We start from the raw sequence: 13,594 nt of genomic DNA on the forward strand, positions 1-13,594 counted from the left end.
GGCTGAGCTTCAGCTGCTTACATGCTGCGGTGTGCGCCTGCACCTGCGGATTACAGCTCGTCGGAGCCGACGGCGGGCGGTCATGTCCGAGCCTGCGGGGCCGCTCCGGACGGTGCGGGCGCACCCGACGGGCGGCCCGATGAATCGGCTCATTCCGGCCCGTCTAACCAGCAGCGGACGACGACATCGGAAGGACACACCATGACTCATCACGCCGGGTGGCTGCCGGTCGACCTGCACATCGTCTCCGAGCAGGACCTGATGCTGCTGCAACGCGGGGCTGTGCCTCCGTACAGACCAGGACCCGGCGGGCGGGTCTACTCCTCGCCCTGGTCGGACGGCCTGGACCGGGTGCTGGACGAACTCGAGCGCCGGGAATCGGCCACTGCAAGGCCTCCGACGGCGCATCGGTGGACGTACTGATCCCCGTCGCCCCGGGGACGCCGCGGACCGTGGCCCGGTCGATGCGAGCGGCTGTTCGCGCCATGGTGCGGCGCGGGGGTGTCGCCTAGCCTTGGAGACCTACCGACAGCCAGGAGGGGAAACCGATGCCGACGCCGTTCTTCGAGGAGCAGCAGGCTCGCCCTTTCGACGACGACGATCGCCTTCCGCCGTTCGAGACGCCGGCATGGACAGGGCCGCCCTGGCACGAGAAGTACGGCTCCGTGCTCCTCGGGGTGGAGATCGGCCGATCCACGACCACCGTCGTCTCCCTCGGTGCCGCCCGATGCTATCAGGAGGGCCTGGCGGTGGAACTCCTGGTGCGCGTGCGCGAGACCGGTCGGCAGGCTCGGCACCGCATCTTCTCCTATCTCGAGCGCGCCCACGGCAGGGGCCATCTGGACGAACGCTTGAAGCCCGGTGGCCTCCGGTGGGGTGTCGCCTTCAGCGACGGACGGAAGGTCACGACGCAGGACGAGTCGCCGTGGGCTCGTGTCGGGTCCATGGAGGACCTCGTCGAGGGCCCCGTCATCGAGGGACTCTCGCGGCCCGTCGTCGACATGGACTCCTGGGCCCGCTACTACTGGCTCTGGCCGACTCCACCTCCCGCCACGATGCTCGTGGGTTTCGAATGGGAGGAACGGGGGATCGGCGAGACGCTGACGGTGGTCGACGTCGCACCCCTGATCGCGGCCGGCGCCGCCTCGGAGCCGTTGTGGCAGGGCCAGCAAGACGCGCAGGGGCAGGAGGCCGCTCGGCCGGACGACGACGAGGCGACGGCAGTGAGTGACGACGGCAGTGAGTGACGACGGCAAGGCGACGACCTGGCGACGAGGCGACGACCTGGCAACGGTGCGTAACGACGACGTGGTGACGGCGCGTGACGGCCGGTGACGCTGCGCGGGAGGCGATCAGGACGGGGCCGCGCTGCGACGTATCATGGAGGGTCAGCTTTTATCTACCTTTAGGGGCAAATCGTGTCCACCGTTGAAGACCGTTCGGCAACCACAGCGCAGACCGGCGGCAACCGGGTCAAGCGGGGCATGGCCGAGATGCTCAAGGGCGGCGTCATCATGGATGTCGTCACCGCCGAGCAGGCACGCATCGCCGAGGACGCCGGTGCTGTAGCCGTAATGGCGCTCGAGCGGGTCCCCGCCGACATCCGGGCCCAGGGCGGGGTGTCACGCATGAGCGACCCCGACATGATCGACAGCATCATCGAGACCGTGTCCATCCCGGTCATGGCCAAGGCGCGGATCGGCCACTTCGTCGAGGCGCAGGTCCTTCAGTCCCTCGGCGTGGACTACATCGACGAGTCCGAGGTCCTCACGCCCGCCGACTTCACCAACCACATCGACAAGTGGAAGTTCACCGTCCCCTTCGTCTGCGGTGCCACCAATCTCGGCGAGGCGCTGCGGCGCATCAACGAGGGCGCGGCGATGATCCGCTCGAAGGGCGAGGCGGGCACCGGTGACGTCTCGAACGCGACGATGCACATGCGCAAGATCCGCTCGGAGATCAACCGGCTGTCCTCCATGGCCGAGGACGAGCTGTACGTCGCCGCCAAGGAGCTCCAGGCGCCGTACGAACTCGTGAAGGAGGTGGCCTCCGCCGGCCGCCTGCCCGTGGTCCTCTTCACCGCGGGCGGCATCGCGACGCCGGCGGACGCCGCCATGATGATGCAGCTCGGTGCGGACGGCGTCTTCGTCGGCTCCGGCATCTTCAAGTCCGGCAACCCCGCCGAGCGCGCGAACGCGATCGTCCAGGCGACGACGTTCCACGACGATCCGGACATGATCGCCAAGGTGTCCCGCGGCCTGGGCGAGGCCATGGTCGGCATCAATGTCGACGAGATCCCGCAGCCCCACCGCCTCGCCGAGCGCGGCTGGTAGCAGCACCGGATCCGCCGACGGAAGGACCGCAGCCCTCGGGTTGCGGTCCTTCCGTCGTTCCGCCGGTCGCGTCCTATCGGTGGAACGGGACGGCGATGTCGCACACCTCGGCCTCGGGGTGCGCATCGTCGAACGGGGCGAAGTAGATCTCGCGCGGCGGCAGCGAGGGCGTCAGCCCCTCGCGAGCCAGCCACGCGTACACCTCGTCGTAGGCCTGCAGGATCTGCGGGTACTGCACCTGCGCCTGGGTGATCCGCGCGTAGGCCAGTTCGCCGGCGGGCTCGACCAGGATGCTCGTGGGCGCTGTCACGTCGGCCGGCCGGACGCCGCTGCGCACCGGGATCGCGTTCTCGACGACGCCGTCGGTGTCGTCGTTGACCGGACTCCGGTAGATGGTCGTCAGCGGTCCGGCCCAGCCGCCGAGCCGCTCCGCCACGGGCGCCAGGCGTGCGCAGGACGACCGGATGAAGTCCGGTATGCCCGCCGGGTCCACGCGCCTCTTCTCCGTCACGTACGTCATGGCGTCGCATGACCTGGTCGTCACATTCATCGGTCGGTCCTCTCCTCGGGTGAGATGCGACATCACGTAGGAGGCCAGGTGCCGCTGCGCGAGCTGTGTCGCCTCGACCCCGTCCCGGTACGCGGCGACGAGTCCCGGCCGTTCGTCGGCCGCCGCCGCGAGCACATGCGCGATCTCCCCGAGCGGCATGTCGAGGCCGCGCAGCAGGATGATCAGGCGTGCGTCGGCGATCTGGCCGTCGTCGTAGTACCGATAGCCATTGCCGGGGTCAACGTGCGCGGGCGCCAGCAGGCCGTTCCCGGCGTACAGCCGGAGGGCCTTGCTGCTCAGCCGCGTGCGGCGGGCGAAGCTCCCACTGCTCATCAGCGCCACTGTCACCTCCTCGATGCCGGTGGCGATTGCGCCACGTCCCGATCCTGCGGCCGGCCCCTGGGGCAGGGTCAAGCGCACCTGGGCCTACTGCCCCGTCGTGCCGTCGAGCATCTCCCGGAGGATGTCCAGGTGGCCGCAGTGGCGTGCCGTCTCCTCGATCATGTGCACCATCACCCACCGCACGTTGTGTTCCTTCGACGTACCGAGGCACGGGTCGTCGAGCCCGTGCCGGGACAGCACCTCCCGCGACTCGGCGCACGCCGCCTCGTAGTCGCGCACGATGTCCTCGAGGCTGTCCTCGGCCCTCACCCCGAACTCCCATCCGCGGTCCCGCCGGGACCTCGCCCACGGGCCGTCGACGTCACCGTCGACGTCGTCGTGGAACCAGCTCCGCTCCACCTGGGCGAGATGGCGGACGATCCCGGAGACGGATGTCGGCGAGGGCACCAGATGCCGGGCACCGTCGGCGTCGCCGAGCCCCCGGGCCTTGAGGACCACCGTTCCCCGGAGGTAATCCAGGAACCCCTCCAGCGTGGTCCTCTCGTCCTCGGCCAGGGGAGGGAGCGGGCGCGGGGGAGTCGTCATGCGACCACAGTAGCGACCCGTGCAGCCTCAGAGCCCGAGGGAGTACGTCCTGCCGCGGCCGAGCAGGGCGAAACCGCGACGAGAGAGGAATTCGTACCCCTGCGGCGTGGCATTCACCACGAGGTGCACGGCGCCTGCTTCGCCCGCAGCCCGTGCGGTCGCGCTCAGCAACGCGGTGGCGAGCCCACGGCGCTGGTAGGCGGGCAGCACCTCGAGGTGGTGGATCCCGCCGAGCTGCCGCAGCCCGGCGACACCGGAGGGGTGGAACGAGTACCCGGCGCCCGAGATGTTGCCACCCGTCACGTCGCGGGTCACGGCGTGCCAGGCCTGCCGCGGCTCCGACCGGACCACCCGCAGTTCCTGCTCGAGCGGCCCCGTGTAGTCGGGCACCTCGATGGTGAGGGCCGCGGCGTCGTCCCCGGAGCGGACGACGTCGGCGACCGGCGCGGTCATCCACCACGGCTGCCAGCTCGGTTCGAACCCGAGGGCATCGAGTTCGACGGCGTTCACCGCGCTGTTCAGCCACACCCGGACGGATGTGGCGCCGAGCCGCATACCCTCGGCCAGTGCCGGGCGCACGGCATGGGCGCTGACGGTCTGGGGGAACATCATCATCAGTTCCCGCCGGGCGGGCAGCCACACCCAGGTGCAGCCGTGCGTGGAGAAGGTCCTCCCGCCCGTGGCGGCCGCCAGCGCCGCGTACCAGGCGGCCTGGAGCCGCTGGCACTGGGCGATCGTCACCATCCGGTGCCGCCCCGGATCGGGCTCACGCGAGGCCGCGGCGCACGAGCAGCGGATGGAGGTCCGCATCGCGCCCACGGAACCGGCGGAAGGCCTCCAGCGGGTCGATGCTGTTGCCCCGCGAGAGCAGTTCGCGCCGGAAATGATCGCCGTTCTCGCGTGTCAGGCCGCCGGAGGACTTGAACCACTCGACGGTGTCGGCGTCGAGCATCTCGCTCCAGATGTAGGCGTAGTAGGAGGCGGCGTAGCCGCCCGCGAAGATGTGCTTGAAGTACGAGGTGCGGTAGCGGGGCGGCACGGGTGCGAAGTCGATGCCCGCTTCCGCGAGCGCCGCCGCCTCGAACGCCAGCGGGTCCTCGATGACCGTGCCCGCTGGGATGGAATGCCACGCGAGGTCGAGCAGCGTGGCACCGAGGTAGGCGGTCGTCTCGAAGCCCTCGCCCCAGGCGCCTGCCGCGTGGATGCGGTCGATGACGTCCTGGGGGAGCGCCTCCCCGGTCTCGTGGTGGTGCGCGTAGTGCGCGACGACCTCGGGCCACAGGATCCACATCTCGTTGACCTGCGAGGGGTACTCGACGAAGTCGCGCGGAACGGACGTCCCGGCGAACATCGGATAGGTCACGTCGGAGAACAGGCCGTGGAGCGCGTGGCCGAATTCGTGGAACGTCGTGACGACCTGGTCGTAGGAGAGCAGCGTCGGCTCGCCCGCTCCCGGCTTCGAGATGTTGAGGTTGTTGATGACGACGGCGCGCGTGCCCTGGAGCGAGGACTGGTCCACGAAGGAGTTCATCCAGGCGCCGCCGCTCTTGGTGTCGCGGGTGTAGAAGTCGCCGAGGAACAGGCCGAGCCCCGAGCCGTCCTCGTTGAAGACCTCCCACACGCGGACGTCGGGGTGGTAGCCCACGAGGTCGGGACGCTCGGTGAACGTCAGGCCGTAGAGGCGGTTCGCCGCGTAGAAGACACCGTCCCGGAGGACGGCCTCGAGTTCGAAGTAGGGGCGCAGGGCGTCCAGGTCGACGTCGAACTTGGCCTTCCTGACCTTCGACGCGTAGTACGCCCAGTCCCAGGGCTCGATCGGGTGGCCCGCTTCGGCCTCCAGCTCGGCCGCCTCGGCGCGTGCGTTGCGGACGGCGGGCGCGGCGAGTTCCCGCATGCGGTCCATGATCGCCTCGAGGGACGGCGCGGTCTGGCTGTCGGTCGCGGCGGCGGCGTGCGTATCGAAACCGAGGAGGGCGGCGCGTTCGGCGCGCAGGGTCGCCATGCGGGTGGCGATCGCCAACGTGTCGGCGTCGTTCCCACGGGCGCCGCGGTTCACCGATGCCTCGTGCAGGCGACGGCGGACGTCCCGGTCGGTGAGCGACTCCAGGGCCGGCTGCGCGGTGGGGAGGATGAGCGTCAGGAGGTACTTGCCCTCATGACCGGCGTCGGCGGCCGCGGAGGCCGCGGCGGAGATCGCGTCGGCGGACAGCCCGTCGAGCTCCTCCGCGGTGTCGAGCAGCAATGCCGAATCGTTGGTGTCCTTCATGAGCTTCTGCGAGAACTCGGTGCTGAGCGCCGAGAGTTCCGAGTTGAGCCGGCGGAGCGTGGCCTGGGCGTCGTCGTCGAGCTCCGCACCCGCGCTCACGAAACTGCGGAGCAGTTCCTCGACGAGGCGCGCCGACTCGTCGTCGAGGCCGTCGAGCGGCACTTGGCGGATCCGCTCGAACAGGGCCCGGTTGAGCTTGATGTTGTCCTCGTGCTCGGCGAGGCGCGGAGCGACCTGCTGCTCGAGCTCCTGGATGGCGGGGGTGGCGTGGCTGACCGAGTTGCTGAAGAAGACGCGGGACACGCGGTCGAGGGTGCTCCCTGCGCGCTCGAGGGCGACGAGCGTGTTCTCGAACGTCGGCGCATCGTCGGACCCCGTGATGCTCCCGATCTCGGCGAGGTGTTCGGCGAACCCTGCGTCGAAGGCGGGCAGGTAGTGCTCGTCCCGGATGGCGGCGAACGGCGGCAGCTGGTAGTCGAGGGTGCTCGGTGCGAGGAAAGGGTTGCTCATGAGAACCAACTTTTGCACGTTGTTGCACTTTCCCGCACCACCCTTGACCCGTCCGCTGAACGCTACCTAGGGTCGAAAATGCCTCGCTGCCTGATGATCGTGGGGGTCCCGTCTCGGGAACCGGTGTCAGGCAGGGGCACACGGCACCGACGCCGGTGTGCCGCGGAGCATGCCGGGCAGCGCGGCCCGGTCACGACAAGGAGAGCTCATGAGCATGCGTTCCCGAACATCCGTCCTGCTGTCGTTGTCCCTCGTCGTCGCCGGCCTCGGCGTGTCCGCCGGCCCGGCTGCAGCGAAGGCTCCACCCCCGGAGGCACCCGTCGCCGCGGCGGCGCCGGACGGGACGACGCCGATCCCAGCCGTCGAGGGACCGCTGGACTCCTCGGCCGAGTCCTACCCCTTCGGTGCCGCGGATCACCAGGAAGTCCCGCAGGACCTCGGGGACCTCGGCTACGTGGAGGAGGAGTACCTGGTCAGCGGTACCTCCAACGTCTACACCTGGCCCACCCAGGGCCCTGCCCAGATCCGCACCCCCGACGCGCCGTACACCACCCGCGTGCTCGTCCGGAAGCCCGCGAAGGGCAGGGAGTTCAGCGGCAACGTGGTGGTCGAGATGCTCAACCCGAGCAACCTGTTCGACCTCAACATCGGGTGGGCCGTGGCCCAGGAGCAGATCGTCGCCAACGGCGATGCCTGGGTGGGGATCACCGCCAAGCCGATCGCCGTCGAGGCGCTCAAGAACTTCGACCCCGAGCGGTACGCGTCGCTGTCGTTCGCGAATCCGCTCCCGCTGAGCGACCCGGCCAACTGTGCCACGGTGGCGTCCGATTCCTCGAGGAGCACCGAGAACGGCCTCATCTGGGACATCTACTCCCAGGTCGGGGCGTGGCTGAAGAGCGACGACGACGCCAACCCGCTGCGTTACGGATCCCGGACCACGAAGGTGGAGCACGCCTACGGGTTCGGCTACTCCCAGACGGGCGGCTACCTCGTCGACTACATCAACGGCGTGCACCCGCGTGTCGTCGAGTCGGACGGCGCGCCGGTCTACGACGCGTACATCGTCGCCGTCGCCGGCGGCGCCTTCGCCGGCGCGTACCCGATGAACCAGTGCGAGCCGGCGCCGCCTGCCACGGACGCGCGGCGCCAGTTCAAGGACGTCGGCGTGCCGATCATGCGGCTGATGTCGCAGTCCGACTACCTGCTCGGCATCGGCTCGCGCCGCGCGGACAGCGATGCCCCCGGTGACCAGTACCGCCACTACGAGATGGCGGGGGCCGGGCACGCGACGCCGGACGAGCTGACGTACTCCGCGTCGTCCGCGGACATCATCGCCGCAGGCCGCGCCGTACCGCCGGCGTCCTGCAACGAGGGCCCGCGCAGCAGGTTCCCGAGCTCCATCTTCTTCAACGCGGCGCTCCGGAACCTGGACCTCTGGGTGCGCGACGGTATCGCACCCCCGCACGCCGAGCCGATCCTCGTCCGTGACGGCGCACCGGTGCTGGACGAATTCGGCAACGTGCAGGGAGGCCTGCGCTCGCCCTTCCTCGACGCGCCGACCAGCACCTGGTACGGCACCGCGACCGGCGCATCCTTCTGCTTCATCGCGGGATACGAGCGGCCGCTGTCGCAGGACGTGATCGACGGCCTGTACCGGAATCACGGCGCCTACGTGAGGGCGGTCAAGGACAGCACCCGCTCACTGGAACGCCAGGGGTTCCTGACGGACTACGACGCCCGCGAGCTGGCGAAGGATGCCGCGCGGAGCGACATCCCCTGACCCGGCGCGGTCATGCGTGGCGGAGGCCCTCGTTCCGGCGGGGGCCTCCGTCGTCCGCTACATTCGGAGGCATGAGCGGCAGCGTGATCGTCCTGACCGGGCCACCGGGCTCGGGCAAGTCGACGACCGCGCGGGCGCTGGCGGGCACCTATCCCCGAGCCGTCCACCTGCACACCGACGATTTCTGGCACGTGATCGTCTCCGGCGGCATCCCGCCCTACCTGGCCGAGTCCGACGCACAGAACCAGGTCGTCGTCGACGCCGTCGCCCGGGCCGCCTTCACTTACGCACGCGGCGGGTACACCGTGGTGGTGGACGGCATCATGGGGCCGTGGATGCTCGGGCACTACCGCCGCGCGCTGCGGCACCACCCCGGCGTGGAACTGCAGTACGTCGTGCTGCGCCCCGACCGTCCGACGGCGCTCGCCCGGGCCCGGCAGCGTGCCGATCCCGGCGCGCTCGTCGACGAGGGCCCGATCCTCGCCCTGTGGGACCAGTTCGCGGACCTCGGCGTGCTGGACGGCCACGCCATCGATTCGACGGGACACGAGGAGGCCGAGACCCTTCGGGCGGTGCAGGACGCCCTGGCCGGTGGCCGCTACCGGCTCACGCACGACGGCGGGTCCCCGCGGGACCCCGCCATCGGCGCGGAGGACGACCGCGACGAGGTACCCCACGCGTCGCTCGGGGCCGACGAGGAAGACCTGCTGCACGGCGGGAGGCGGACCCCCCGTCTCCTGCTGCGCCGCCTCCTTCCCGGGGACGAGGAGGCGGTTCTGGCCTACCGGTCGGACGCCCACGCATCGCGGTACCTCGGGCACGGGCCCATGGAGCCCGGCAGGTACGCGGGATGGCTGGCAGAACGGGCCACCGGCTGGTCGCTCGAACGCCCGGGCGACCGCCGCTTCTACGCCGTCGTGGAGTCCGCGTCCGAGCGCGTGGTCGGTGACGCCGTCCTGATCCGCGCGGGGGAGGGCCTGCAGGGCGAACTCGGAATGTTCCTGCATCCGGAGACCTCCGGCCTCGGGTACTCGCTCGAGGCCGGGCGGGCGCTGCTCGACATCGCGTTCTCCGAGCTCGCCTGGCACCGGGTCGTCGCCCGCGCGGACGCGGACAACCGGAGTTCTGTGAGGGCGATCGAGAAGCTGGGACTGCGGCGCGAGGGCCTGTTCGTCGAGGGCACACCGCGCGGAGACACGTGGGCCGATACCGTGCAGTACGCCCTGCTCGCCCGCGAATGGGCAGCATCCGGTGCCTGAGGGTCGGCGTCGACCCAGCCGCCGCAGGGGCCGCCCCGTGAGCCGACGGGAAGCGACGACCGCCCCGCATCAGCCGCTGTGGCCGCCCACTGATGGCGCGTTCCGCCGGTCCGAGATGACAGCTGTCCTCGGCCGCGGCGACACGACCTGGCAGCGGGCCGGATCCGAGGTGCTGCGCTGGGCGGTGAAGACCCGCAGCGGCTTCTCCGTGAGCAGTCCGTGGCCGGTCGTCCCGGGAGAACGACTCACCGTGACCGCGACGGTCCTCGGCCTGACCGTCGCGGAACCGGTCGAGGTGGTCGCCGTCGTGGAGCAGCCTGAGAGGATCGGCTTCTCCTACCGGACGCGGCCCGGGCACCCCGTGCGCGGGGAGGAGGCGTTCATCGTGCATCGCGACGGTGACACCGTGCTCATCACTGTCCGATCACTCACCCGCGCCGCGTCATCGCAGCCGTGGCGGGCGCTCTTCCCGCTGCTCCTCGTGGCCCAGCGCATCGTGCGCAGGCGGTATCTGCGGGCGCTGCGGCAGTAGCCGGACCTCCCCTGCAGCGCGCCGGGGTGGGGATGTCCGGTTGCCTAGCCGCGGATCGCCAGGCCGAGCGTTCCGGTGGCCATCGGTCCGCCACACGCTGCCGACCCTCCGACCCGCTCCCAGGCCAGGTCCACCGTCGCCTCGGCGAGGACGGCGGAGTCCGCCGCGAAGGCCCTGATGGTGACGGTGTCGGGGGTGGACATGCCGACCTGCACCCTCCAGCGTCCCTCCCCGTCCGGCTCCGCCCAGTAGTACGGCTCCTCGGGCTGGTGCGGTGGCGCCGGGGCCGCCGTGGGGAGGGCAGGCGGCGTCAGGAGGGCAGGCGCCGGGCGGGCGGATGACGCGGGGAGGGACGGCGGTGGGGGTGGGCTGTCGTCGGGAGGTGCCGGCGGGGCGGCCGGCGTGGAGCAGCCGAGGTCGTCACAGAGTTCCACCCACGCGACCCGCTCGACGTCGTCGGCGGAACCGTCGAGCCTGATCTCGACCGCATTGACCCAGCCGATGGCCGGGCAGGCCTGCCCGGCGAACGGCTCACAGCCGGTCAGCATCACCGCGAGCACCGCACCGCCCAGCACCGCGTATCGCGGCCGTGTCCCTGCAGTCCCTGCACCGGATGCACCCATGAACCGACCCTGCCATGCCTCCGGGCCGGGAGACAGGGGACGGAGGGCGATACGGGATGACCGTTACTCGTCCGCAACGGTTCACCGGCGCCGGCGCCGGCCATTGAGTGTGACCGGCCGGCGCGGTGGAGCCGCGTGCGCCGGGCGGTGCCCGGCGCCGGCGCTCAGCCTTCGGCCGGGGGGGAGTAGAGTTGGAGGTCATTGCCCTCGCTGTCCTTGAAAGGCAGGATCCGCCCCCAGGGGTACTCGCTGATGTCGCCCTCGATGGACGCACCGCCACGGGACGAGATGCGCTCCAGTTCGTCCTCGATGGAGCCCTCGGGCTCGAAACTGATGACGGCGCCGCCGCCACGACCGCCGTGGGCGCTCTCGCGGGCGTTGAGGCCGATCGTCAACCCGCCGGCGTCCACCATGGACCAGTCCTCCTGCTCCATGGTGACACTCAGCCCCAGGGTGTCCCGATAGAAGGCGAGGGCCCTGCCCATGTCCTCGACGGGCACCCAGACGGTTGCTACTCCCTTGGCCATGACGCTCCTTCCGCGGACCCGTGAGGGGTCCGATGGGGTGGCGGGCCCCGGGCGGGGCCCGTCCCTTCGAAACGCTACCGGCAGGACCCCGCGGCGGGCCGGGACAACGGCGCCCCTTGACGTGCGGGCAGGAGTGCTGTCCCTACCGCGGCCGGGCCCCGGCGTGCCGGCGGGCGAGGTCGGCGAGGGAATCGTCCACACCGCCGTCGTCGAACGCACCGAACTTCCGCTCGGCGGCGGTGCGCAGCAGGAAGTCCGCGATCGCCGGGTTCTTCGGCAGCAGCGACCCGTGCAGGTAGCTCGCCACGATGTTCCGGTACCGGGCGCCCTCGTGCTTCTCCTGCGCGTTGTTCCCCGCGCCCTTCACCACCGTTGCCAGGGGCTTCAGCCCGTTCCCGAGGAACGTCTGGCCACTGTGGTTCTCGTAGCCGTGGATCTCGCCGAATTCCTCGCTGGTCGCGACGACATTGCCGATCAGGCGTTCCGTCCCGCCGCGCGTCTCCAGGTCCAGGACGCCGATCCCGGGGATGACCGTTCCGTCGTGGGTGTGGAAGGCGTTGCCGAACAGCTGGTACAGGCCACAGATCAGCAGCATCGGGGTTCCGTCCTCCGCCAGTCCGCGCAGCCTCGGGGCGATCGCCTGGAGGTCGTCCTGGATGACGACCTGACCGCTGTCCTGGCCGCCACCTCCCACGATGAGGTCGACGTCGTCCGGGAACTCGTCCCCCGTGTTGTGCTCCAGGATCTCCGCGCCGTAGCCGCGCCACGCGAGGCGGCGCTTGAGGACGAGCACGTTGCCGTAGTCGCCGTAGATGTTCATCTCGCGCGGGTACAGCTGCAGGATGCGCAGGCTGCCCTTCGAGGGATCGGCGGGTGCCTCGGTGAGGGCGGTGGCGGATGGGGCGTCGCTCATCAGGAGACAACCTCGACCTTCGTGATCTTGGAGAGTTCGCGGCGGACCGCGAGCATGGCCGTGTACGTGCAGAAGATGCGCTTGGGCCGGCCTTCCGAGCCGCGGATGAACTGCTGGAGTGCCGCCGTGATGTCCGGTTCGACCGCGCCGACCCGGACGTCGTCGTACGTGAGCCGGAGCGCCATGTCGTAGGCGCGGACGCCGCTCACCATGTCCACGCCGCCGAGGCCGAGCGAGTCGAAGTCGACGTCCCACAGCCAGGACATGTCGCGCCCGTCGGCGTAGTTGTCGTTGATCGCGACCATGGTGGCGCACCCGGCGGCGTCGAAGGACTTCAGTCCGAGCCGGAAGCCGCTGGGATTCTTGACGAGCACCAGTTCGAGGGCCTGGCCGTCGACGACGAGGCTCTCACCGCGACCGAAGGCGGGCTCCACGGCGGCCAGGGAGGAGAAGAGCCGCGCGGTGTCGGCGGTGCCGTCGAGGACTGCGCGGGCCGCAGCGAGTGCGGCCGCGGCGTTGAAGATGTTGTAGACGCCGCGCAGGCGCAGGTCCGTGTGCGTGATGGCGCCGTCCACCTCGAAGGATGCGGCGTTGCCGTCCACGGAGCGGAGGACGACGTCGGCCGGCAGCGCCGAGGCGGGGGCGGTGCCCTTGGCGCCGCGCAGTTCGTCGTCGTTCGGGAAGGTGCTGCGCAGCGACGCGTCGAGGCCGAAGTAGGCGACCCGGGCGGAGGGGATGGACGCGGCGAGGCCCGCGACGCGCGGGTCCTCGCGGTTCAGCACCACGGTCCCCGTCGTCGCGAGTGCGATGCGCTCCAGCAGGCGCGTGGTCGCGTCGATCTCGCCGAAGCGGTCCAGCTGGTCACGGAGGACGTTCAGGAGGAGCGAGTACCGCGGTGGTACGAGTTTCACGAAGTGCACGGCGTGCGCCTCGTCGAGCTCGAGGACGGCGACGTCGGCGTCGAGGCGCCCCCGCCAGTCGACGTCGCCCAGCAGGGACGCCGCGACCCCGCGCGTGAAGTTGCTGCCCGTGCGGTTCGTGAACACCTTCAGGCCCTGGCCCTCGAGCAGTTCCACCACCATCTTGGTGGTGGTGGTCTTGCCGTTCGTCCCGCTGACGACGACGACGCCGTGGGGGAGGGTGGACAGCGCGCGGCCCATGAAGCCCGGGTCGAGGCGTTCGACCACGAGGCCGGGGAAGGCGGAGCCGCCGCCGCGCAGGCGGGAGGCGATGCGCACGGCCTTGCCCACGAGGACTGGAAGGGGATTCATGCCTACAAATTATCGCAGGCGCGCATGTCATCCCGGGACGCGGCGGCGAGGCGCTGCTCACGCTGCCCGCCCGACACCGGCATCAGCGCTCCCACGGCCTAGA

14 protein-coding genes are annotated in these 13,594 nt (G+C 70.6%); 6 read left to right on the top strand and 8 right to left on the bottom strand.

The window, feature by feature from the left end:
• Positions 1-201: 201 nt before the first annotated feature.
• From QFZ50_RS04925 to pdxS, 3 genes are all read left to right on the top strand, one after another.
• Positions 202-423: a hypothetical protein gene (locus QFZ50_RS04925; RefSeq protein ID WP_307082465.1), complete on the top strand. Its 222-nt coding sequence runs from the start codon at positions 202-204 to the stop codon at positions 421-423.
• A 125-nt stretch (positions 424-548) separates the two neighbouring features.
• Positions 549-1,247, top strand: a complete 699-nt coding sequence (locus QFZ50_RS04930) for a hypothetical protein (RefSeq protein WP_307082468.1) — start codon at positions 549-551, stop codon at positions 1,245-1,247.
• Between the two features lie 171 nt (positions 1,248-1,418).
• Positions 1,419-2,333 carry a pyridoxal 5'-phosphate synthase lyase subunit PdxS gene (gene pdxS / locus QFZ50_RS04935; RefSeq protein WP_307082470.1) on the top strand — a complete coding sequence of 305 codons (915 nt, stop codon included), beginning with the start codon at positions 1,419-1,421 and terminating at the stop codon, positions 2,331-2,333.
• Between the two features lie 73 nt (positions 2,334-2,406).
• Here the strand turns inward: pdxS and QFZ50_RS04940 are convergent, their stop codons facing one another.
• The 4 genes from QFZ50_RS04940 to QFZ50_RS04955 all read right to left on the bottom strand — a co-directional run bounded on the left by QFZ50_RS04940 (position 2,407) and on the right by QFZ50_RS04955 (position 6,586).
• Positions 2,407-3,216 (bottom strand): MerR family transcriptional regulator, encoded by an 810-nt coding sequence (locus QFZ50_RS04940; protein ID WP_307082472.1) that lies wholly within the window; start codon positions 3,214-3,216, stop codon positions 2,407-2,409.
• Between the two features lie 93 nt (positions 3,217-3,309).
• Complete coding sequence (locus tag QFZ50_RS04945) at positions 3,310-3,810, bottom strand: DinB family protein (RefSeq protein ID WP_307082474.1); 501 nt, start codon at positions 3,808-3,810, stop codon at positions 3,310-3,312.
• A gap of 27 nt (positions 3,811-3,837) precedes the next feature.
• Positions 3,838-4,620, bottom strand: a complete 783-nt coding sequence (locus QFZ50_RS04950; protein WP_307082477.1) for a GNAT family N-acetyltransferase — start codon at positions 4,618-4,620, stop codon at positions 3,838-3,840.
• Positions 4,577-6,586, bottom strand: coding sequence for a M3 family metallopeptidase (locus tag QFZ50_RS04955; RefSeq protein WP_307082479.1), 2,010 nt, complete (start codon positions 6,584-6,586; stop codon positions 4,577-4,579). The genes QFZ50_RS04950 and QFZ50_RS04955 overlap by 44 nt, the downstream gene beginning before the upstream one ends.
• A 208-nt stretch (positions 6,587-6,794) precedes the next feature.
• Between QFZ50_RS04955 and QFZ50_RS04960 the strand changes: the two genes are divergently transcribed.
• The 3 genes from QFZ50_RS04960 to QFZ50_RS04970 all read left to right on the top strand — a co-directional run bounded on the left by QFZ50_RS04960 (position 6,795) and on the right by QFZ50_RS04970 (position 10,157).
• Positions 6,795-8,366, top strand: coding sequence for an alpha/beta hydrolase domain-containing protein (locus QFZ50_RS04960; protein WP_307082482.1), 1,572 nt, complete (start codon positions 6,795-6,797; stop codon positions 8,364-8,366).
• A 71-nt stretch (positions 8,367-8,437) separates the two neighbouring features.
• Positions 8,438-9,625 (top strand): GNAT family N-acetyltransferase, encoded by a 1,188-nt coding sequence (locus QFZ50_RS04965; RefSeq protein WP_307082483.1) that lies wholly within the window; start codon positions 8,438-8,440, stop codon positions 9,623-9,625.
• A 37-nt stretch (positions 9,626-9,662) separates the two neighbouring features.
• Positions 9,663-10,157, top strand: coding sequence for a DUF1990 family protein (locus QFZ50_RS04970; RefSeq protein WP_307082485.1), 495 nt, complete (start codon positions 9,663-9,665; stop codon positions 10,155-10,157).
• A 44-nt stretch (positions 10,158-10,201) separates the two neighbouring features.
• On the opposite strand, the gene QFZ50_RS04975 is transcribed toward QFZ50_RS04970, so the two are convergent.
• From QFZ50_RS04975 to QFZ50_RS04990, 4 genes are all read right to left on the bottom strand, one after another.
• Positions 10,202-10,780 (bottom strand): hypothetical protein, encoded by a 579-nt coding sequence (locus QFZ50_RS04975; RefSeq protein WP_307082487.1) that lies wholly within the window; start codon positions 10,778-10,780, stop codon positions 10,202-10,204.
• A 164-nt stretch (positions 10,781-10,944) separates the two neighbouring features.
• Entirely contained in the window at positions 10,945-11,307 is a 363-nt protein-coding gene (locus QFZ50_RS04980) for a VOC family protein (protein ID WP_307082489.1), read from the bottom strand.
• A 142-nt stretch (positions 11,308-11,449) separates the two neighbouring features.
• Positions 11,450-12,220, bottom strand: coding sequence for a type 1 glutamine amidotransferase (locus QFZ50_RS04985; RefSeq protein WP_307082491.1), 771 nt, complete (start codon positions 12,218-12,220; stop codon positions 11,450-11,452).
• Complete coding sequence (locus QFZ50_RS04990; protein ID WP_307082493.1) at positions 12,220-13,491, bottom strand: Mur ligase family protein; 1,272 nt, start codon at positions 13,489-13,491, stop codon at positions 12,220-12,222. The genes QFZ50_RS04985 and QFZ50_RS04990 overlap by 1 nt, the downstream gene beginning before the upstream one ends.
• Positions 13,492-13,594 lie beyond the last annotated feature (103 nt).

The organism is Arthrobacter agilis (assembly GCF_030816075.1).
GTDB lineage: Bacteria > Actinomycetota > Actinomycetes > Actinomycetales > Micrococcaceae > Arthrobacter_D > Arthrobacter_D agilis_E.